16 protein-coding genes and 1 pseudogene are annotated in these 19,671 nt (G+C 62.5%); 1 reads left to right on the forward strand and 16 read right to left on the reverse strand.

Translation table 11 applies throughout. The features are described from left to right. Positions 1-26: 26 nt before the first annotated feature. The 10 genes and pseudogenes from Q8M42_RS13550 to Q8M42_RS13595 all read right to left on the reverse strand — a co-directional run bounded on the left by Q8M42_RS13550 (position 27) and on the right by Q8M42_RS13595 (position 7,885). Complete coding sequence (locus Q8M42_RS13550; protein WP_304865391.1) at positions 27-938, reverse strand: F0F1 ATP synthase subunit gamma; 912 nt, start codon at positions 936-938, stop codon at positions 27-29. Continuing rightward, on the reverse strand, positions 935-2,512 hold the full coding sequence (locus Q8M42_RS13555; RefSeq protein WP_304865393.1) for an alternate F1F0 ATPase, F1 subunit alpha: 1,578 nt from the start codon (positions 2,510-2,512) through the stop codon (positions 935-937). Before Q8M42_RS13555 ends, Q8M42_RS13550 begins: the two co-directional genes overlap by 4 nt. Continuing rightward, positions 2,509-3,282 carry a F0F1 ATP synthase subunit delta gene (locus tag Q8M42_RS13560; protein ID WP_304865394.1) on the reverse strand — a complete coding sequence of 258 codons (774 nt, stop codon included), beginning with the start codon at positions 3,280-3,282 and terminating at the stop codon, positions 2,509-2,511. The genes Q8M42_RS13555 and Q8M42_RS13560 overlap by 4 nt, the downstream gene beginning before the upstream one ends. A 3-nt stretch (positions 3,283-3,285) precedes the next feature. After that, positions 3,286-3,576, reverse strand: coding sequence for a F0F1 ATP synthase subunit C (locus Q8M42_RS13565; RefSeq protein WP_304865396.1), 291 nt, complete (start codon positions 3,574-3,576; stop codon positions 3,286-3,288). Between the two features lie 43 nt (positions 3,577-3,619). Further along, complete coding sequence (locus Q8M42_RS13570; protein WP_304865399.1) at positions 3,620-4,306, reverse strand: F0F1 ATP synthase subunit A; 687 nt, start codon at positions 4,304-4,306, stop codon at positions 3,620-3,622. Further along, positions 4,297-4,632 carry an ATP synthase subunit I gene (locus Q8M42_RS13575; protein WP_304865401.1) on the reverse strand — a complete coding sequence of 112 codons (336 nt, stop codon included), beginning with the start codon at positions 4,630-4,632 and terminating at the stop codon, positions 4,297-4,299. The genes Q8M42_RS13570 and Q8M42_RS13575 overlap by 10 nt, the downstream gene beginning before the upstream one ends. Further along, positions 4,625-4,960, reverse strand: a complete 336-nt coding sequence (locus Q8M42_RS13580; RefSeq protein WP_304865403.1) for an AtpZ/AtpI family protein — start codon at positions 4,958-4,960, stop codon at positions 4,625-4,627. Before Q8M42_RS13580 ends, Q8M42_RS13575 begins: the two co-directional genes overlap by 8 nt. Next, positions 4,957-5,361 carry a F0F1 ATP synthase subunit epsilon gene (locus Q8M42_RS13585; protein WP_304865405.1) on the reverse strand — a complete coding sequence of 135 codons (405 nt, stop codon included), beginning with the start codon at positions 5,359-5,361 and terminating at the stop codon, positions 4,957-4,959. The genes Q8M42_RS13580 and Q8M42_RS13585 overlap by 4 nt, the downstream gene beginning before the upstream one ends. Before the next feature lie 82 nt (positions 5,362-5,443). Beyond that, positions 5,444-6,844: pseudogene (gene atpD / locus Q8M42_RS13590) on the reverse strand (F0F1 ATP synthase subunit beta); the annotation flags it as partial. 234 nt (positions 6,845-7,078) lie between these two features. Further along, positions 7,079-7,885 (reverse strand): ABC transporter substrate-binding protein, encoded by an 807-nt coding sequence (locus tag Q8M42_RS13595; RefSeq protein WP_304865410.1) that lies wholly within the window; start codon positions 7,883-7,885, stop codon positions 7,079-7,081. 225 nt (positions 7,886-8,110) lie between these two features. Between Q8M42_RS13595 and Q8M42_RS13600 the strand changes: the two genes are divergently transcribed. Further along, positions 8,111-8,455 (forward strand): hypothetical protein, encoded by a 345-nt coding sequence (locus Q8M42_RS13600; protein ID WP_304865411.1) that lies wholly within the window; start codon positions 8,111-8,113, stop codon positions 8,453-8,455. A 6-nt stretch (positions 8,456-8,461) separates the two neighbouring features. On the opposite strand, the gene hrpA is transcribed toward Q8M42_RS13600, so the two are convergent. The 6 genes from hrpA to Q8M42_RS13630 form a co-directional block, all read right to left on the reverse strand. Beyond that, complete coding sequence (gene hrpA, locus Q8M42_RS13605; RefSeq protein ID WP_304865614.1) at positions 8,462-12,523, reverse strand: ATP-dependent RNA helicase HrpA; 4,062 nt, start codon at positions 12,521-12,523, stop codon at positions 8,462-8,464. 135 nt (positions 12,524-12,658) lie between these two features. Continuing rightward, positions 12,659-12,868, reverse strand: coding sequence for a cold-shock protein (locus Q8M42_RS13610; RefSeq protein ID WP_304865413.1), 210 nt, complete (start codon positions 12,866-12,868; stop codon positions 12,659-12,661). A gap of 328 nt (positions 12,869-13,196) precedes the next feature. Further along, positions 13,197-13,409: a 4-oxalocrotonate tautomerase gene (locus Q8M42_RS13615; RefSeq protein WP_304865415.1), complete on the reverse strand. Its 213-nt coding sequence runs from the start codon at positions 13,407-13,409 to the stop codon at positions 13,197-13,199. A gap of 236 nt (positions 13,410-13,645) precedes the next feature. Then, positions 13,646-15,085 carry a sodium:solute symporter family protein gene (locus tag Q8M42_RS13620; RefSeq protein ID WP_304865417.1) on the reverse strand — a complete coding sequence of 480 codons (1,440 nt, stop codon included), beginning with the start codon at positions 15,083-15,085 and terminating at the stop codon, positions 13,646-13,648. A gap of 364 nt (positions 15,086-15,449) precedes the next feature. After that, on the reverse strand, positions 15,450-18,530 hold the full coding sequence (locus Q8M42_RS13625; protein ID WP_304865419.1) for an efflux RND transporter permease subunit: 3,081 nt from the start codon (positions 18,528-18,530) through the stop codon (positions 15,450-15,452). 5 nt (positions 18,531-18,535) lie between these two features. Beyond that, the gene (locus tag Q8M42_RS13630) at positions 18,536-19,657 is read right to left on the reverse strand and encodes an efflux RND transporter periplasmic adaptor subunit (protein WP_304865421.1); all 1,122 of its coding nucleotides are present in this window, start codon (positions 19,655-19,657) and stop codon (positions 18,536-18,538) included. Positions 19,658-19,671 lie beyond the last annotated feature (14 nt).

A 19,671-nucleotide genomic window follows, 5' to 3' on the forward strand; every position in this document is an offset into this window, starting at 1 on the left:
CACGCAGAGGCTCTAGATGCTGTGTTTCAGGTGTTTGGCTGCAGCGCATCGAAGCCGGCGATCACATCGAAGAGTTCCTCGTCGATGCTGGCTTGGCGTAACTGATGAAAGCTGGCTTGCAGCGCTTGCAGCAGTTCACCGATGTTGCGGTCGGCGCGCTGCATGGCGGCGAGGCGGCTGGCGTTTTCACTGGCCAACGACTCGGCACTGGCGCGAAATAACGAGACAAACAGGTGCTCGCGAATAAAGGTCTGCAACGTCTGCGCAGGGTTGCCCAGCACCTCTGGCAGCTGCGCCGTGGGCCAGGTTTGACTGGCCAGCCCGCGCTGCCACGCGGTATCCAGCGGCAGCAAACGCTGACTCACCGGGCCGTAGCCGGATTCGCTGGGGCGGTTGTAGAACAGCAACAGCGTGGCACGTGGCATTGCACTCATCGCGGGATCGTCAGGCAGCTGAATCGTCAGCAGGATTTGCCCCACCAACTGGGTGATCAGCTCCACCGAGCCCGGCACCGCAAATGAACCTTCAAGGGCTATGCCTGCATCGACCAGGCGCGCCTGCACGCGCTCGCCAACTGCCCAGACTGTTACTGCCGTCTTGGCATCGGCGGCGGGCGGTAACCCCGCCAGCGCATGCTCAACCACCACCTCGTTAAAGCGCCCCACCAGCCCCTGGTCAGAGCCAAATACGATGGCATGCACCACCGCGTCATCGCCGGTTGTGTTGGGCGCCTGCCGCTGTGCGCCATGTGGATCAACGGCGCGCAGGCTCACAGCAAGGCCGAGCTCGACCGTGCGGGCGTAGTCCGCGAGCGCCGCCACCGACTGCTCATACTGACCGATGGCCGACGCCGCCGAGGCCTTCATGGTGCGCACCACGGACTTAAGATCCCCGGCGCTGCCGATCTGCCGCCGTAATGCAGTCAGGGTGGTGGTCATTGGCTTGCTGTGACAGCGCGGTTGGTGACCGTGCCGTCGCTGCTGGAAAAGCCCGCAAGCGCCTGACGGGCCGCAGCGCTGACCTGCTCACGGTCGGCGTCGGTCAATTTATCGACACCGCTCAGGCGCGTGCGCAGCTCATCGGGTAATGCATGGGCGGCATCCTCAACCGCCTGCTGAGCCGCCGCCATCTGCTCAAGCGGTACCGCGTCGAACAGCTTGGTATTCAGTGTGAGCAGAATGGCGATCTGCGCAGGCACCGAGACCGGCGAGAATTCGCCCTGGCCCAGGCAGGCACGGATGCGTTTGCCGTGTTCGATGGATTGCCGCGTGTCTTCATCCAGCCGGGCACCGAAGCGGGCGAAAGTCTCCAGCTCCTCGAACTGCGCGTAAGCCAGCTTGAGGTCGCCGGCCACCGCGCGATAAGCCGCGCGCTGCGCCTTGCCGCCAACCCGCGAGACTGATTGGCCAACGTCGATGGCCGGCAGCACGCCCAACTCAAACAGTGATGGCGACAGCACGATCTGCCCGTCGGTGATGGAAATCAGGTTGGTCGGGATATAGGCCGAGATGTTCTGCGCCTCGGTCTCGATGATCGGCAGTGCGGTCATCGAACCGCCACCGCGCGCGTCGTTGAGGTGGGTGGCGCGCTCCAGCATGCGCGAATGGATGTAGAAGATGTCGCCCGGAAAGGCCTCGCGCCCCGGCGGACGACGCAGCAGCAGCGACAGCTCGCGGTAAGCCCGCGCATGGTGGGTAAGGTCGTCGTAAACAATCAGCACATCGCGGCCGGCCTCCATAAAGTGCTCGGCGATGCTGGTGGCGGCGTACGGCGCGATGTAGGACAGCCCCGGCGCTTCGTTGCCTTCGGCCACCACCACTATTGTGTAGGCCAATGCGCCCTTGGCGCGCAGGTTCGCCACCGCATTGGCCACCGCCGACGCGCGCTGGCCGATGGCGCAGTAAACGCAGAGCACATTCTTGTCGCGCTGGTTGTAGATGGCGTCCAGGGCAATGGCGGTCTTGCCGGTCTGGCGGTCACCGAGGATCAATTCACGCTGACCGCGGCCAATGGGGATCAGCGCATCAAGCACCTTGAGCCCAGTCTGTAATGGCTCGGTTACCGGTGCGCGGTCCATGATCGGCGCGGCCTGGCGCTCGATGGGCAGGCGCTGTTCGGTCCGCACAGGGCCGAGGCCATCCAGCGCTCGCCCCAGCGGGTCGATCACCCGGCCGAGCAACGCATCGCCGACGCCAACGTCCATCACCCGGCCGCTGCGCTGCACCTCCTGACCGGCATGCAGGTGCGCGTAGTCACCGAGCAACACCACGTCGACGCCGTCCTCATCGAGGTTAAAGGTGATACCCGACAAGCCGCCGGGAAACACCAGCAGCTCCTCGAAGCCGACATTCTGCAAGCCGTTAATCCGCGCGATGCCGGTGGAAACGCTGACGATGGACCCCACCTCGCGCGGCAGCAGTTGCGCGCTGAAGATTTGCACGCACTGCTGAATACCGGCGAACGCACCGGCATAAACACTGCGCAGGCTGTTGTCGGGGCTGGCCGTGGTCATGCGGCCCCCGCTTCAGCGGGGTGTTCGTTCAACGTGGCGGACACGCTTGTCAGGTAGTCGGCAATGCTCCAGGCCAGCTTCTGCCCTTGCGCGCTGAGTTCGATGCCGCTGACCACGTCGGGCGCGGTCTCGACCTTGAGCGCAATCGCCTGGCCAAAGGTTTTATCCAACGCGGCCTGAATCGCCGCCAACTGCTCGGCGGGCAAGTCAAAGGCGCTGCGCAGCAAGGCCGGAGCCTCGGCGGAGGTGGCCTTGAGCGCCGCGCTCAAGGCAGCCAACGTCGCGTCATCGACGGCCTGCAAACGCTGGATAAACACCGCGCAGGCGCGTTGCTCCAGGCTGACGTCGGCCAGATCACGCATCACCCGCCGGGCGATCTCGAACACCTGCTGTTGCGTCTGCCGGACGATCTCACCATGCAGCGCCTGGGTGTCGGCCTGCAGTGTTTTCGCCCGCGCCGCACTCGCCGCCTCGGCCGTTTTGCGCGCCTCCGCCAGCAAGCGCTCACGTTCAGTATTGGCGGCCTCGGTGGCCTTGTTCAGCAAGCCGGCGCGCTGTTCATCGAAGGCCTGATTCTTCTCTTCAAACTCGCTCTGCTGCGCATGCGCCTTGGCTTTGGTCGCGGCGGCGTCGGCCAGTTCGGCGGCGATTTTCGCTTCGCGCGCGGCAATCGCGTCGAGCACCGGCTGATAGAGGAAGCGCTTCATCAGGTAAACCAAAATGATGAAGTTGAGCAGCTGTGCGCCGACGGTAAACCAGTCGATAAGCACGGTCTATTTGCCTGCCGCCAGGGCGGCTGCAGCCACCGCCGCATTCCAGAACGGATTGGCGAAGATCAGGATCATCGACACCACAAAACAGTAGATCGCCGTCGACTCGATCATCGCCAGGCCGACGAACAAGGTGCGGGTGATAGTGGCCGATGCATCCGGCTGCTGGGCCAATGCACTGAGCGCAACAGAGACCGCTTTGCCCTCGGCCAGCGCTGGGCCCATGGTGCCGAAGCCTGTGGTCAGGCCAGCCATAACGATGGAAGCGATGGCGATCCAGGTGAGAGCGTCCATAAGGTATGCCTTTGGGTAGATGGATAAAACGTTGCACCACGACTCAGGCCGCAGACTGTTTGCTGGTTCGGCTGCTGGTGGCCGCAGCGATGTATACCGCCGCCAGGATGGTGAAGATGTAGGCCTGCACCATGCCGGTCAGCAGGCCCAGCAGGGTCATCACAATGGGGAACACGAAAGGCGTAATCGATAACAGGATGGCGATGATCATCGCGCCGCTCATCATGTTGCCAAACAGCCGCACCGCCAGTGCCAAGGTGCGCGAGACTTCGCTGATCAGGTTGAACGGCAGCATGATCGGTGTGGGCTGCACGTAGGATTTCAGGTAAGCCTTGAGCCCCTCGCCAGAAATGCCAAACAGCGGCACCGCCACCAGTACGCACAGGGCCAACGCCGTGGTGGTCGATAGCGACGCGGTCGGCGGTTCGTAACCGGGAATCACCGTGGCCAGCGCCGCAGCGGCGACAAACAGAAACAGCGTGCCGAGAAAGCCTACATAGCGACGTGGGTTTTGCAGGCCGACATCCTTGATCTGGCCCATGATCGCCGTCACCACGATTTCCAACAGGTTTTGCCAGCGCGAACGCTGATGGCCGGTGGCGAGCCGCCGGGTGATTAGTGCCGCGCCCAGCACCAGCACAGCCATCAGCGCCCAGGTGAACACAATGGTGGCGTTCAGCTTGATAAAGCCGTATTCCCAGAAAACCCACTCATCGGGAGTCAAGCGCATGGCGGTTCTCCAGCGGCTGGCAGGGCGACTGTTGCCACCGCAGCAGGACGGGGCCGGGTTGTACGCATGACAATGGCCCGCGCCAACACAAAACCCAGCAGGCAGAAGCCCAGCCGCAACGGCTGCCCTGCCCCCACGGCATAAAAACCGGCCAGCACGATGGCGCTGCGCAACACCAGGCTGCCGATGAACCAGCGTGCCGGTGTAGGCGAAACCGCGCCACGACGCACCGTCCACCACAGGCCGCCGAAGAAGATCGTGCCCAGTGTGACACCCACCAGTAACGCGCCAACCCAGGTCAGGGCCAGGTTGGGGAAGTCAGTCATCGTCATCCTCCTGTTCGGTGTGCATCGCGCGGTCTTCCTGGGAGACCCAATGCCAGGCGTTCAGACAGCCGATGGTCAGCCCCGCCATCAACAGCGCCAGCGTCCAGGAGCGGCCACCGGGATAGTGCTGGTCGAGCCACAGGCCGAGCACCGCACCCAGCAGGGTCGGCACCGTGACGGACCAGCCAATCAAACCCATCATGCCGAGGCCGAACCAGACGCCAGGCGCGCCATTGCGCTTGGCCTTGAGCTTGCGCGCCGCCTTGGCACCGACCTGTTCAGCCAGGCTGGGGGTGGCCGGCGGTGTGCGTTTGGGTGCCTGCTTCATGAGGAACGCTCGCGCAGCGAGGCAAAGCGCCGCATAAAGCCCGTTTCGAGTTTGGCCATCGCGGCGCGCACGGCTTGCTCCCGCTCATTCAGGGTAAGGAATTCCTGCTCGACCGCATCACGCAGATGCGCCAGGTCCGTACCGCGCAACGCATGACGCACGGAAATCAGCACATTCGGGCCAGTCTTAACCAGCACGCCTTCATCCAATGCGAGGAACACCTCGCCCTGCGCCTTACTCTCGAAACTCAAGATGCCGGGCACTAGGGACGCCACGCAGTCGAGGCGCTGCGGCAGCAGGCCGAACGCGCCTTGCGCGGTCTCGACCACTATGCGCGACACCTGTTTCTCCTCGGCGAACACCGCAAACGGCAGCAACACCTTAAGCGTCATCAACGGCATGCGCCTGCTCCTCGCTGAGTTCGGGCTTCGCTGCGGGTTTTGCTTTGGCTTCGGCCTCGGGTTTTGCCTCAGGCTTGGACTGGCCGCTCGACTTGGCCTTGGCCGTGGCTTCATCCACCGCGCCGATCATGTACAGCGCGCTTTCGGGCAGGTCCTTGAATTCATCGGCGAGGATGCGTTCGCAGCCATCCAGCGCATCGGCCAGGCTGACCAGCTTGCCACTCATATTGGTGAACTGTTCCGTGGTGAAAAACGGCTGAGTGAGAAAGCGCTCCAAGCGCCGCGCGCGCGCCACCACCTTGCGGTCGTCAGGCGACAACTGCTCCAGGCCGAGCATGGCGATGATGTCTTTCAGTTCGGCGTACTGCGCCAGCGTGCGGCGAATGGCCTGCGCCAGCCGGTAGTGGCGTTCTCCGACAATGCCCGGCGTGATCATCTTCGAGCTGGATTGCAGCGGGTCGATGGCCGGGAATAAACCCTCGCTGGCGCGCTTGCGCGACAACACGATGGACGCCGACAGGTGGGAGAAGGTGTGCACCGCCGCCGGGTCGGTGAAATCGTCCGCCGGTACATACACCGCCTGGATCGAGGTGATCGCGCCGCTGTCGGTGTTGGCGATGCGCTCTTCCAGCGACGCCAGTTCGGTGCCCATGGTCGGTTGATAACCCAGGCGCGACGGCATCCGCCCCATCAACCCGGAAACTTCCGAGCCGGCCTGGATAAAGCGGAAAATATTGTCGATCAGCAGCAGCACATCGCGGTGCTCGTCGTCGCGAAAATACTCGGCCATGGTCAGCGCCGCATAGCCAACGCGAAAGCGCGCGCCAGGCGGCTCGTTCATCTGCGCAAAGATCATCACCATATTGGGCAGCACGCCGGCGGCCTGCATCTCGCGGTACAACTCTTCGCCTTCGCGCGAGCGCTCGCCGATGCCGCAAAAGATGCTCACGCCTTGCTGATGGCCGACCATGTTGTGGATCATCTCGGTCAGCAGCACCGTCTTGCCGACGCCGGCACCGCCAAACAGCCCGGCCTTGCCACCGCGCTCCAATGGGGTGAGCACGTCGATGGCTTTGATGCCGGTTTCGAATATTTCTGACTTAGTTGAGCGGCGCACCAGCGGTGGCGGCTGGCTGTGCACCGAGCGCCACTGCACGCCCTCAAGCGCCGGTTCACGGTCGATGGTGTTGCCGAAAACGTCGAACATGCGCGAGAGAATTGGCTTGCCGACCGGTGCCAGCAATGGCCCGCCGGTGTTCTGCACCGGCATGCCGCGCGCCAGCCCTTGAGTGGGCGTCAGGGCGATGCCACGTACGTGATGGGCATCGTGCTGAGCCAGCACCTCAATCGCCACCCGCCCGCCTTCGCCAGCCCGCAGCAAGGTATGCACAGCCGGCAGCACAGTATCGAAGCGCATGTCGATGACACTGCCGCGAACTGCCACAACGCTGCCAACATGGGCCGCAGTCGCTGGCGTTACCACTCGGCTTATCGTCAACCGGACACCTCAGCACGTCTGCGGGTTAGGAGTACGGTCGCGCTGCTTAGATATGCAGCAAACCGTGATCCCTTCAGCGTGCCTACAACTCGCGCAAATCACAGTGCGCTAGCGAACACAAGGCCTGGCCAGCGTGAGCCAGACCATACGCACAAGACCGTTATCTGGGGACAAACGACCGGTTAATACAATTGCTCCTACAGGTGCAAACGGCTACGCCTAAGGCTTTATATAGCGCTGCACAATCCGCGCATAACTGCCATCCACCAACAGCTCGCGCAGTGCATCGGCATAGGCCTGGACAAAGTCGGGGGCGGTCGAGCGCTTGCTGAAGGCCACCTCAGCTGCCGCACTGGACACCACCACAGCCGTGGGTTTGATCCGCTCGCTGAGGCCCAGTTGCTGGATTTCGTAGGCGCCAGTGTTTTCGTCAGCAATCACGCCATCGATACGGCCCTTGCCGACCATGCGCCAGAGGTTGCTGCGATTGGCCACCAACGCCACCCGCGCGGCAAACACCGGATCACTCATCAACTGCTCGTAGTCTGCGCCGTAGGCCACGTTGATCTGCGCACCCAAGCGAAAGTCGCTGTGCTGCAGTTCCAGCAGCTGCGTGACGGGCCAGCGCTGCAACGCAGGGGCATGCATAAACAGAATATTGCGCGAAGGCGGCAGCACCGGGCCGGAGAAATGCGCATAGACCTCGCGTTCTGGCCGGCGGAAGGCACCGGGTAGAATGTCCAGCCGGCCCAGCTCAAGCTCCTTGAGCGCCCGCGCCCAGGGCAACTTACGCAGTTTGGTTTGGCAGCCCAGGCGCGCCAGCGCCGCGCGATTGATTTCAACGTCGATACCGACCACCGCGCCATCCGCCGTCTGCATGCTAAACGGCGGATCATCATCCCAACGCAGCGTCTTCTCGCAGGCAGCTGCCGCCAGGCCCGGCCAACAAGCCAGCAGCAACAGGGCAAGCAATAAGCGGCGGCGCGATAGTGGCGAGCGGCGTACATCGACTGCAATCAAGATCATCTCTCACGCGGGCTCGACGGGATGTGGCCTGAGTCTAGCAGCAGAGTCCCGCGTGCCAGCAAACCATATAACCGTATAAGCACGGCGTTTGTCGTGGAAAAGGTAGGGGTCGCATAGATTGGCGCGAGCTCGAGCAACGCTTATGACACGCCCCACAATTTGACCCAGCGTCAGTCAGCAACCATGGTTGTTAGGGCCATGACCTGAATCGCGGAGAATCATCCGATGCAAACCCTAGCCACCGCGTTTGCTGTTTTAACCCTGCTGCTTAGCCTGCCCGCCCATGCGGCGGACATTGATGTGGAGAACCAGTCGTCCTGGGAGATCCACGAGATCTATTTCTCACCCAGTGACGAGGAGAACTGGGGGGAAGATCACCTTGGCGAACACGTGCTGGAGTCCGGCATGACGCTGTCGCTAACGGGCGTCACCCCAGGTGAGTGGGACATCCGCCTGGTCGATGAAGACGAGGATGTGTGCGTACTGCAGGGCGTTACGGTGAGCGCTTCGGAAACCTGGCTGATCGAAGACGATGACCTGGTGGACTGCCAGGCAGCGACCGAAGAATAGCCACCACTAGCCTTCGACCACGCTCCACTGCTTGCTCAGGCGCTTATCCGATACCGGCAGTTTGGTGCCCAGCTGCTGGGCGAACAGCGACACGCGGTATTCCTCCAGCAGCCAGCGGTACAGCACCAGCTGCGGGTCGCGTTTGCCTTCCTGGCTGTGTTTGCCCAGGCGCGCCTGGTACTGCTCCCAATAGCCCGCCAGCTCGCCGCTCCAGACGCGGTCGCGCTGCACCTGGCCGGCGATCTTGTCCAGGCGTTGCTCAATGGCCTTGAGGTAACGCGGCACTTCCTTCAGCCACTGCACTGGGGTTTCGCGAACGAAACCGGGATAGACCAGATTGCTCAGCTGCAGCTTGATGTCGTTGAGCGCCATGGCCTGGGCCAGGTCGATCTTGCCTTTAAAGCGCTTCTGCAGACCGTGCCACAACTTGAGTATTTCCAGGGTCAGCTTGGCCAGCCGCTCGGCCTCGCCGGTCCAGTCGCCGCGCTTGCGCTCGGCCAGGGCCGCCAGGCCGGCGCCATCGCGCGGTAGCGGCTCGCTGCCTTCAAGGATGCAGCTGTCGAGGCTGGCCAGCAGAATATCTTCGACCAGGGCATCAACCCGGCCCAGCTCGCGATAGAGCAGCGCCAACTCGGTCAGCCCCGGTAATTTGCCGCGCAGCCATTTACCTTGATCGGCCAGTTGTTGCAGCAGCAAACGCTGCAGCGCCCGGCGATGCTGAAACTCGGCTTCGGCCAGAGTCGGGAAGCGCCCTTCTTTGACCACGCCCGCCTCTTCCACCAGCGCCGGGTAAACCGTCATGGACAGGCCGGCGACCTGCTGCTGGGTCTTCGCCGCCACTTCGCTAAAGGCCTTGGCCTCCACCGGCTGCTGGCTCTTGGCGGTTTTCGGCAAAGCCAGGCCTGCCTGGGTCGCCTCGCTGAAACGCGCGGTCAACTCGGCCAGATCGCGGCCTTCGCCCAGGAGTTTGCCCTGGTTGTCGACCACTTCGATATTCATCCGTAGATGGCTTTCGATCTGGGACGCAGACTCAGTCCAAGCCTCCTCGCTGACCCGCGTACCGGTCATACGCGTCAACTCGCGCCCCAGGGCTTCGGGCAAGCTGCCGTCGGCAAAGCTGATCTTGCCCAGCGCAGCGCCAACAAAATCCGGCACTGGCACAAAGTTCTTGCGTAGCGCCTTGGGCAGGCCGCGCACCAGAGCCATGCATTTGGCCTCCAGCAGGCCCGGCACCAGCCACTCCAGACGCTCGGGCGGCAGTTGTGGCAACAGCGGCGCGGGTACGCGCAGGGTGACGCCATCACGCGGGTGATTGGGCTCAAAGTGATAACTCAGCGGCAGGGTCAGTTCGCCTAGGCGCAGGCTGTCCGGGTACTGCGCGGCGGTAACTTCCTTGGCATCCCGGGCGAGCACGTCCTCTTCGCGCATGATCAGCAGCTGTGGATTCTTTGTGCTTTCGCTCTTGTACCAACTGTCGAAGGTCGCGCTCTGGCAAATCTCCGCCGGCAGGCGCGCCTCGTAGTAGGCGAACAGGGTTTCATCGTCGGCCAGAATGTCACGGCGGCGCGCCTTGGCTTCCAGCTCGTCGAGCTTTTCCAGCAGCTGGCGATTGGCGGTCAGGCATTTGGCGCGCGAATTGATCTCGCCACCGACCAGGCCTTCACGGATAAACAGCTCGCGGCAGACCACCGGCTCGATAGGGCCGAAATGCACCGGACGGCGGCCGACCACGATCAGGCCGTAGAGGCTGATCTGCTCGAAGGCCACCACCTGGCCGCGCTTCTTCTCCCAGTGCGGCTCCAGGTGGTTTTTCTTGATCAGGTGGCCAGCCAGCGGCTCGATCCAGTCCGGCTCGATCTTGGCCACCATGCGCGCAAACAGCTTGGTGGTTTCCACCAGTTCGGCGGCCATCAGCCACGTGGGTTTCTTACGACCGATGACAGAGGACGGGTGCACCCAGAAGCGCCGCTGCCGCGCGCCGAGGTAGTCGCCATCTTCGGTCTTCTGGCCGATCTGGCTGAGCAGGCCGGCGAGAATCGCCTTGTGCACGGCGGCGTAGCCTTTGGCGCGCTGCGCGGCCTGATCTTTTTCGACCAGTTCCTTTTCTTTCAGCGCGGCGGAGAGCTGTGGTTCGGCATTCCGACGGTCCCCGGCTATCGCGGGCTGGCCTGCAGATTGCTGATCGCGGCCAAGGCCGCTCCTACCCTGACCTCGACCACCTTCAGAGAGCTGTAGGTCGCGGGTAATCAGCACCAGCTGGCGGTGCGCATCGCGCCACTCACGCAACCTGAGGTAGTTGAGGAAGTTCTTGCGGCACCAACTGCGCAACGCACTGGAACCCAGGGCCTGGCGCTGTTCTTCAAAGCCGCGCCATAGGTTGATCAGCGCGGCGAAGTCGGAATCCACGTCCTTCCACTGCGCGTGAGCCTGGTCGGCGGCCTGTTGGCGGTCGGACGGGCGCTCGCGCACATCCTGCACCGACAGGGCACTGGCGATAATCAGAATTTCTTCCAGGCTGCCCTGCTTGGCGCCTTCCAGCACCATACGGCCCAAACGTGGGTCCACCGGCAGGCGCGCCAGCTGACGCCCCAACGGCGTCAGTTGGCCCTCGCGATTAACCGCCGACAGTTCCTGCAGCAGGTTGAAGCCATCGCTGATGGCCTTGCCATCCGGCGGCTCGATAAAGGGGAACGCCTCGATCTCGCCGAGGCGCAGATGGAGCATCTGCAGAATTACCGCCGCGAGGTTAGTGCGCAAAATCTCCGGATCGGTAAAGGCCGGCCGGCCGATGAAGTCCTCTTCACTGAACAGACGAATACAGATACCCGGCTCAACCCGCCCGCAACGGCCTTTACGCTGATTGGCACTGGCCTGGCTGATAGCCTCAATCGGCAGGCGCTGCACCTTGGCGCGGTAGCTGTAGCGGCTGATGCGCGCCGTACCGCTGTCAATCACATAGCGAATGCCCGGCACGGTCAGCGAAGTTTCCGCGACGTTGGTGGCCAGGACAATCTTGCGCGCGCCCATGGGCGCAAAAATCTTCTGCTGCTCGGCCGGGGTCAGCCGCGCATACAGCGGCAGCACTTCGGTCAGGCGCAGGTTGGCCTTGCGCAACACCTCCGCGGCGTCGCGAATCTCGCGCTCACCAGGCAGGAACACCAGCACATCGCCGGGGCGTTTGCCCTCAGCCTTCTCGAAGGCGCTGATCTCATCCAGGGTGGCGAGAAGCGCCTGGTCGACGGAGAGGTCTTCCTCGACCCGGTTGCCGTCTTCGTCCTGCTCAGCCGTCAGCGGCCGGTACCAGGTGTCCACCGGGAAGGTGCGCCCGGACACCTCGACAATCGGCGCACCATCGAAATGCGCGGAGAAGCGCTGCAGGTCGATGGTCGCCGAGGTGATGATCAGTTTGAGATCAGGCCGGCGCACCAGCAGGGTTTTCAGAAAGCCCAGCAGAAAGTCGATATTCAGGCTGCGTTCGTGGGCTTCGTCGACGATGATCGTGTCGTACTTTTCCAGGTAGCGGTCGTGCTGAGTTTCCGCCAGCAGGATGCCGTCGGTCATCAGTTTGATCAGGCTGCGCTCGTTGCTCTGGTCCTCGAAACGCACCTGATAGCCGACCAGCTCGCCCAGCGGTGTACCAATTTCCTCCGCCACCCGAGTAGCCACGCTACGTGCCGCCAGACGCCGGGGCTGGGTGTGGCCGATCAAACCGTGCACGCCACGGCCCAGCTCCAGGCAGATTTTCGGCAGCTGGGTGGTCTTACCCGAACCGGTTTCCCCGGCGATCACCACCACCTGATGTTTGCTGATGGCGGCCTTGATCTCGTCGCGCTTGGCGGCAATCGGCAAGGAGTCGTCGTAACGCATCGGCGGCACGCTCAGCCGGCGTGCCTCAACCTTGGCGCGGGACGCCTCGAAGCGCTCCAGCCACTGCGCAAGCCGGGCCTCGTCCACCGGCGCCTGCTTGCGCAACTCATGCAACTGGCGGCGCAGACGATGACGGTCGCCCAGCAGGGTCTGGTCGAGGTTTTTCAGCAGGTGGTCAACGGCGGGCGTGGCGTCGGTCATCGGGTAATCGCGGGATGGGGTCAAGGGGAAGAGCAGGAAGGCGGCGATTGTCGCATTTTTGCCTAGGGGAAAACGATCAAAGGGCAGAAAGCAAAAAGCCCATCGGCGATGGGCTTTTTTAGAGGGGCATGGAGCCTAGAGCGCTGACACGTCGTCAGCCTGCAGACCCTTCTGCCCCTGGGTTACCCTGTACTCGACCTTCTGCCCTTCGAGCAGAGTGCGATGGCCTTCGCCACGGATGGCTCGGAAGTGCACGAATACATCCGCGCCGCTCTCGCGCTGAATAAAGCCATAACCCTTGGAATCATTGAACCACTTGACGGTGCCTGTCTCGCGCTCAGCCATTATCTGTGTCTCCAGCATGCAGTTTTTATTGTTTGGCGCAGCCTGCAGGCGAGTGCCCGGCCATCACCGAAGGCCGAGTATAAAACAGCGTTTATGACTGAAAAGCACTTTTTACAGAAAGGCTGCAGGCCATACAGGACAAGCTATGCAGCGATATTCGCGGAGCACAAAGACCGACGTAGGATGGGTTAGCCGCGCAGCGGCGTAACCCATCACAAACGCCAGAACAGCATGGGTGTCATGAGGGACATCCATGTCCCTCACCCTGCGGGCAGCTAAAGCTGTGCAATACGGCGTCCTACCGTATTGCCGCTACGCTCAACCCATCCTACGTCGATGGTGACAAGCTTGTTTGGTCGCGCTCAGACCACATCACGCCACCGGTGGCCCAGTCGCCCTTTTTCACTTCCTCGAAAATCACATCAACCGCGCTGGCATCGCAGCCAAGCACTTTGGTTGAAGCATCAGTCAGGGCTTTGGCGTACTCGCGTTTGATCTCGTTGGAACGGCCTTCAAATATTTTGACCAGAATGGTGGGCATCTAATAATCCTCAAAACAGGGGAAACAGGACTGCTTAGATCGGTCACGGCGATCCGCTTGGCGCAATTGCGCGCGGGCATTATGGCGTGAGTTGCGGTTTTTGGCTTGCCACAGGTGATCATGTAAAAGCGACGTTGATCGCGGGCATGGCCCTACTACAGGGGGGATCTGTCCTCGCCCGGCCCGAAAAACAAAACCCCGCCAATCAGCGGGGTTCTGTCAGTCAGGCGCCAGGCTTATTCCGCCTGCGCCACCAGCACATCATTCTGGTTACGGCTCCACTGCGGCAGCAGCGTACCAATCAACATACCGGCCATGCTGAACAGCAGGCCCGCCAACTGTGGCGGCCAGAAGGCGGCTTCGCTCCAGGTGTATTCCAGGTAGATCCACGACACCAGACCAAAGGCGATGGCCACCAACGCGCCCTGGGTGGTCGCGCGCTTCCAGAACAGCCCGGCAAACAACGGCACCACGGCCGCCACCAGGGTCACCTTGTAGGCGTTGCCGACCATCTCGTAGATGCTCGCATCCGAATACAGGGCAAAGCTCAGGGTGGCAACGGCGCAGACCACGATGGTGACGCGCATCAGCAGCAGGAACTGCTTGTCGTTAAGCACCGGCAAAAAGCGCTTGAGCACGTTCTCGGTCAGGGTTACCGACGGCGCCAGCAGGGTGCCGGAGGCGGTGGACATGATCGCCGAGAGTAGCGCGCCGAAGAACATGATCTGGGCGAACAGCGGGGTCTTTTCCAGGATCATCAGCGGCAGAATCATCTGCGAGTCTTCGGCCAGCCACTTCTCGACCAGCGCCGGGTCGATCATCGAGGCGGCGTACACCAGAAACACCGGCAGCATGCAGAAGCCGAGGTAGAACACCGCACCAGTCATTGAGGCGCGGGCGGCGATGTTCTCGCTCTTGGCCGACATCACGCGCTGGTACACGTCCTGCTGCGGGATAGAGCCGAGCATCATGGTCACTGCCGCGCCGATAAAGGCGACGATATCCTTGGGCTCGAAGGCGTGCATAAAGGTGAACTTGCCTTCGCTGGCCGCCTTGTTGATCACCAGGTCGGCGCCGCCGGCCATGTCGCTGAACAGCCAGACCAGGTACACCAGGCCGACAACAATGATGATCATCTGGAAGAAGTCGGTCAGGGCAATCGACCACATGCCGCCGAACAGGGTGTACAGCAGCACGATAAAGGTGCCGAGGAACATGCCCTGGGTGGTGCTGATGCTGCCGTCGGAGATGACGTTGAACACCAGGCCCAGCGCAATCAGCTGCGCGGCGATCCAGCCCAGGTAGGACATGACGATGACCAGGCTGATGATCAGTTCGACCTGCGGGCCGAAGCGCTTCTTGAAGTAGTCGCCGATGGTCAGCAGGTTCATCCGGTACAGCGGCCGGGCGATGATCAGGCCGACCAGGAACAGGCAACCAAAGGAGCCAAACGGGTCTTCTACGATGCCGGCAAAGCCTTCTTCGAGGAAGGTGGCGGGGATGCCCAGCACGGCCTCTGAGCCAAACCAGGTGGCGAACACCATGGCGGCGACAATGGGGAAGCCCATGCTGCGACCACCGGAGGCGAAATCGCGGGTGCTGTGCACCCGGGTGGAGGCGTAGAAACCGATGGCGACAGTCACCAGCAAATAGAGCGCAACGAACCAGATCAGCATGCTTTCCCGTTCCACAGACGTCAGCCCACCGCATGCATGACCCGCGCAAACTGCGCAGGACGGATCGATGGGCTACAGGTTTTTGTTATGACCATTTTTGACAGGTAACTGCACGTGCCCGTTCATGGTCGCGCAGTCTGGCAAATACGTAAAATATGTCAAACAAAAACGACGAAACGTAAGCAGATAATTCACTAAACCGGCCTGCACACCCATGTAACAGACTGTAATCGCTGCATAACCTGTTCAAACCCAGCTGCAGGTAGTTGCATATTTTTGACAGCCAGCCAGCAAACGGTCTAACCGAAAGGCATAAAAAAGCCAGACCCTAAGGTCTGGCTTCTGCACATCATCAACCGCCGGTTCAGGCTGGCTTTGACTCCGCTTCCTTGACCCGGAACCAGGCTGCATACAGCGCCGGCAGGAACAGCAACGTCAGCGCGGTGGCCACGATCAGGCCGCCCATGATGGCCACGGCCATCGGCCCGAAGAACACGCTGCGCGACAGCGGAATCATCGCCAGTACCGCCGCCAGAGCGGTTAGCACGATGGGCCGGAAGCGCCGCACGGTGGCTTCGATAATCGCGTGCCAGCGATCCATACCGGCAGCGATGTCCTGCTCGATCTGGTCGACCAGAATCACCGAGTTACGCATGATCATCCCCGACAGGGCGATGGTGCCGAGCATGGCGACGAAGCCGAACGGCTGGCGGAAGATCAGCAGGAACAGCGTCACGCCGATCAGCCCCAGCGGCGCGGTGAGGAACACCATGGCCGAGCGCGAGAAGCTCTTGAGCTGCAGCATCAGCAGGGTCAGCACCACCACGATAAACAGCGGGATACCGGCATTGACCGACTTCTGCCCACGGCTGGAGTCTTCCACGGTGCCGCCGACGTCCAGCTGGTAGCCGTCTGGCAGTTGTGCACGCACCGGTTCAAGAGTCGGCAGGATCTGCTTGACCAGGCTGGCCGGCTGCTCCTTGCCATACACGTCGGCGCGCACGGTGACCGTCGGCAGGCGGTTACGGTGCCAGATGATGCCTTCCTCAAAACCGTATTCCAGGGTAGCAATCTGCGACAGCGGCACACTGCGGCCATTGTCGGTCGGCACCGCCAGGCTTGGCAGCAGGCCGAGCTCCTGACGCTCACTCAGGGTGCCGCGCAGAAGGATTTCGATCAGCTCGTTGCCTTCGCGGTACTGGCTGACTGGCGAGCCAGTCAGCGAGCTTTGCAGGAAGCGCGACAGGTCAGCGGTGCTCACGCCCAGGGCGCGAGCGCGCTCCTGGTCGATGTTCAGGCGCACCACCTTGCTCGGCTCTTCCCAGTCCAAGTGCACGTTCGCCACATGGGGGTTCTCGCGCACCTTGCCAGCGACCTGACGGGCCAGCTGACGCACCTCGTCGATATGCTCACCGGAAACGCGAAACTGCACCGGGTAACCCACGGGCGGGCCGTTCTCCAGGCGCGAGATGCGCGTACGCAGGGTCGGGAACTCTTCACGCAGCACGTCGATCAGCCAGGTGCGGATTTTTTCGCGTTCTTCAATGCTTTTTGCCAACACCACAAACTGGGCAAAACTGGCAGCCGGCAGTTGCTGGTCCAGCGGCAGGTAGAAGCGCGGCGAGCCGGTGCCAACGTAGGCGACGAAGTTGTCGATGCCTTCATGGCCGCTAAGCAACTGCTCCAGACGCTTGGCCTGCTCCTCGGTGGCGGCCAGGGAGGCGCCTTCGCTGAGTTTGAGGTCGACCATCAGCTCCAGACGGCCGGACGCCGGGAAGAACTGCTGCGGCACAAAGCGGAACAGCACGATCGAGCCAACAAACAGCGCAATAGTCAACACGATCACGGTTTTACGCCGACGCACGCACCACTCCACCGCCGTACGCACGCGGCGGTAGAACGGCGTGCCGTAGGGGTCATGGCCGTCAGCGCTGCCGCCGTGTTTGGCCGCGTGCAGCTTGGCCAGGTCCGGCAGTAGCTTGGCGCCGAGGTACGGCACAAACACCACGGCGGCGATCCACGACACCAGCAGGGCAATCGCCACTACCTGGAAGATCGAGCGGGTGTATTCGCCAGTGCCGGACTGCGCGGTGGCAATCGGCAGAAAGCCGGCAGCAGTGATCAACGTGCCGGTGAGCATCGGGAAGGCGGTGCTGGTCCAGGCATAACTGGCCGCTTTGATACGGTCGTAGCCCTGCTCCATCTTGATCGCCATCATTTCAACGGCAATGATCGCGTCATCCACCATCAGGCCCAGCGCCAGCACCAGCGCGCCAAGGGAAATCTTATGCAGGCCGATGCCCAGGTAGTACATGGCGGCAAAGGTCATCGCCAGCACCAGCGGAATCGACAGCGCGACCACCAGGCCGGTGCGCAGGCCGAGGGAGAAGAAGCTCACCAGCAGCACGATGATCACCGCTTCGGTGAGCACGCGAACGAACTCGCCGACCCCGGTTTTCACCGCCGCCGGCTGATCAGACACTTTGCTCAACTGCATGCCGGCCGGCAGGGTTTCCTGCAGGCGGGCGAACTCGCCTTCCAGGGCCTGGCCCAGCACCAGAATGTCGCCACCGGCTTTCATCGAGACTGCCAGGCCAATGGCGTCTTCACCCATATAGCGCATACGCGGTGCGGGTGGATCGTTGAAGCCGCGCTTGACCTCGGCCACATCGGCGATGCGGAAAGTGCGGTCGGCCACGCGAATCGGGAAGTTGCGGATTTCATCAACCGACTCGAAGCGCCCGGTCACGCGCAGTTGCACGCGATCAGAGGCGGTTTCGAAGAAGCCGGCGGCAGCCACGGCGTTCTGTTCTTCCAGCGCCTGCTGCACGGCGGCCAGCGGCAGGCCAAGGGTGGCCAGCTTGGTGTTGGACAGCTCGATCCACACCTTCTCGTCCTGCAGACCGAGCAGGTCGACCTTGCCGACGTCCTTGACGCGCTGCAGCTGCAGCTGGACGCGATCGGCGTAATCCTTGAGCACGGCGTAGTCGAAGCCTTCGCCAGTCAGCGCGTAGATGTTGCCGAAGGTGGTGCCGAATTCGTCGTTGTAGAACGGCCCTTGAATGCCCTGGGGCAAGGTGTGGCGAATGTCGCTGACCTTCTTGCGCACCTGATAGAACAGATCGGGAATATCGGCAGAGTGCATCGAATCGCGGGCGATAAAGGTGACCTGGGATTCACCCGGACGCGAGAACGAGACGATCTTGTCGTAGTCGCCGGTCTCCATCAGTTTCTTTTCGATGCGCTCGGTGACCTGACGCGCGACTTCTTCGGCGCTCGCCCCGGGCCAGTTGGTGCGTACTACCATGGCCTTAAAGGTAAAGGGGGGGTCTTCGCTCTGGCCCAGCTTGGTGTAGGAAATAGCCCCGACCACAGCCAGCAGCAGCATGAGATACAGGACGATCTGGCGGTTGCGCAGCGCCCAGGCGGATAGGTTGAAATCCATCGGGCTTACTCCTCGACCGTCAGGTCGGCCTTGGCCGTCAGTTGCACCGCACGGTTGTCGCGGTCAACCGGACGCACCTGCTGGCCTTCACGCAGCACCTGACCACCGGCCGCTACCACCCAATCAGTGGCTTGCAGGCCTTCGAGCACCGGCACGGTTTTCTCGCCGTAGGCACCGATGCGCACATCGGTGCGTTTGAGGGTGGAATCCTTCGGATTGACCACCCAGACGTAGGGCTGGCCTTTCTCCGCCGTCACTGCCGACAGCGGCACAGCCAGCGGCACATCGCCATTGTGGGCGATAAACACGCGGGCGCTCTGGCCCAGCTCTGCCGGCACCTTGCCTTCAACGAAGGCCACGCGGGCAGCAAAGGTGCGCGATTGCGGGTCGGCCGATGGCGACATCTCGCGAATACGCCCGGGGAAACGCTGATCAGGCTGCGACCACAGTTCAACCGCCACTTCCTGGCCGACCTTAAAGCGCTCGAAGGCCTGTTCCGGCAGATTGATCAGCACTTCACGTTCGCCGTCAGCGGCCAGGGTGAATACGCTTTGCCCAGCGGCAACCACCTGACCGACTTCGACCATACGCCGCGCCACCACACCATCCTGCGACGCGCGCAGCACGGCGTAACCGGCCTGGTTGTTGGCCACGTTGAATTCGGCGCGCACCTGTTTGACCCGCGCCTCGCCGGAGCGGTAGGTGTTTTCGGCATTGTCGTATTGCGAACGGCTGACCAGGTTGCGCGCCAGCAGGGTCTTGTAGCGATCACGTTCGGCGCGTACCAGCTGCAGGTTGGCCTCGGCCGCGGCCACCTGGGCGCGGATGGCTTCCAGCTGCAAGCGCACGTCCTGCGGGTCAAGTTCGGCCAGGGGCTGATCCTTCTTCACCCGCGCGCCGACATCGACCAGGCGCTTGGCCACCTTGCCAGCGATACGAAAGGCCAGCTCCGGTTCCAGGCGCGCACGCACCTCACCGGGGTAGGCATCCACCAGGTCGCCAGCCAGTTGCGGCTGCACCACCATGGCTGGGCGCACGGCAACCTGGGCGGGTTCGCCATTGCCGCAGGCAGCAAGCAACAGGATAAGACTGACAGGCAACGCAACAGACAGTGCATGACGAAACATGATGACTAACCTTT

This window comes from Pseudomonas sp., assembly GCF_030684895.1.
Lineage (GTDB): Bacteria > Pseudomonadota > Gammaproteobacteria > Pseudomonadales > Pseudomonadaceae > Aquipseudomonas.

Excerpts from the sequence above, each read along its gene's own strand:
- Q8M42_RS13575 (WP_304865401.1), bottom strand. The coding sequence starts at position 4,632 with ATGACTGACTTCCCCAACCTGGCCCTGACCTGGGTTGGCGCGTTACTG.
- Q8M42_RS13610 (WP_304865413.1), bottom strand. The coding sequence starts at position 12,868 with ATGGCTGAGCGCGAGACAGGCACCGTCAAGTGGTTCAATGATTCCAAG.
- Q8M42_RS13565 (WP_304865396.1), bottom strand. The coding sequence starts at position 3,576 with ATGGACGCTCTCACCTGGATCGCCATCGCTTCCATCGTTATGGCTGGC.
- Q8M42_RS13580 (WP_304865403.1), bottom strand. The coding sequence starts at position 4,960 with ATGAAGCAGGCACCCAAACGCACACCGCCGGCCACCCCCAGCCTGGCT.
- hrpA (WP_304865614.1), bottom strand. The coding sequence starts at position 12,523 with ATGACCGACGCCACGCCCGCCGTTGACCACCTGCTGAAAAACCTCGAC.
- Q8M42_RS13585 (WP_304865405.1), bottom strand. The coding sequence starts at position 5,361 with ATGCCGTTGATGACGCTTAAGGTGTTGCTGCCGTTTGCGGTGTTCGCC.
- Q8M42_RS13630 (WP_304865421.1), bottom strand. The coding sequence starts at position 19,657 with ATGTTTCGTCATGCACTGTCTGTTGCGTTGCCTGTCAGTCTTATCCTG.
- Q8M42_RS13550 (WP_304865391.1), bottom strand. The coding sequence starts at position 938 with ATGACCACCACCCTGACTGCATTACGGCGGCAGATCGGCAGCGCCGGG.
- Q8M42_RS13620 (WP_304865417.1), bottom strand. The coding sequence starts at position 15,085 with ATGCTGATCTGGTTCGTTGCGCTCTATTTGCTGGTGACTGTCGCCATC.
- Q8M42_RS13600 (WP_304865411.1), top strand. The coding sequence starts at position 8,111 with ATGCAAACCCTAGCCACCGCGTTTGCTGTTTTAACCCTGCTGCTTAGC.
- Q8M42_RS13615 (WP_304865415.1), bottom strand. The coding sequence starts at position 13,409 with ATGCCCACCATTCTGGTCAAAATATTTGAAGGCCGTTCCAACGAGATC.
- Q8M42_RS13555 (WP_304865393.1), bottom strand. The coding sequence starts at position 2,512 with ATGACCACGGCCAGCCCCGACAACAGCCTGCGCAGTGTTTATGCCGGT.
- Q8M42_RS13595 (WP_304865410.1), bottom strand. The coding sequence starts at position 7,885 with ATGATCTTGATTGCAGTCGATGTACGCCGCTCGCCACTATCGCGCCGC.
- Q8M42_RS13570 (WP_304865399.1), bottom strand. The coding sequence starts at position 4,306 with ATGCGCTTGACTCCCGATGAGTGGGTTTTCTGGGAATACGGCTTTATC.
- Q8M42_RS13625 (WP_304865419.1), bottom strand. The coding sequence starts at position 18,530 with ATGGATTTCAACCTATCCGCCTGGGCGCTGCGCAACCGCCAGATCGTC.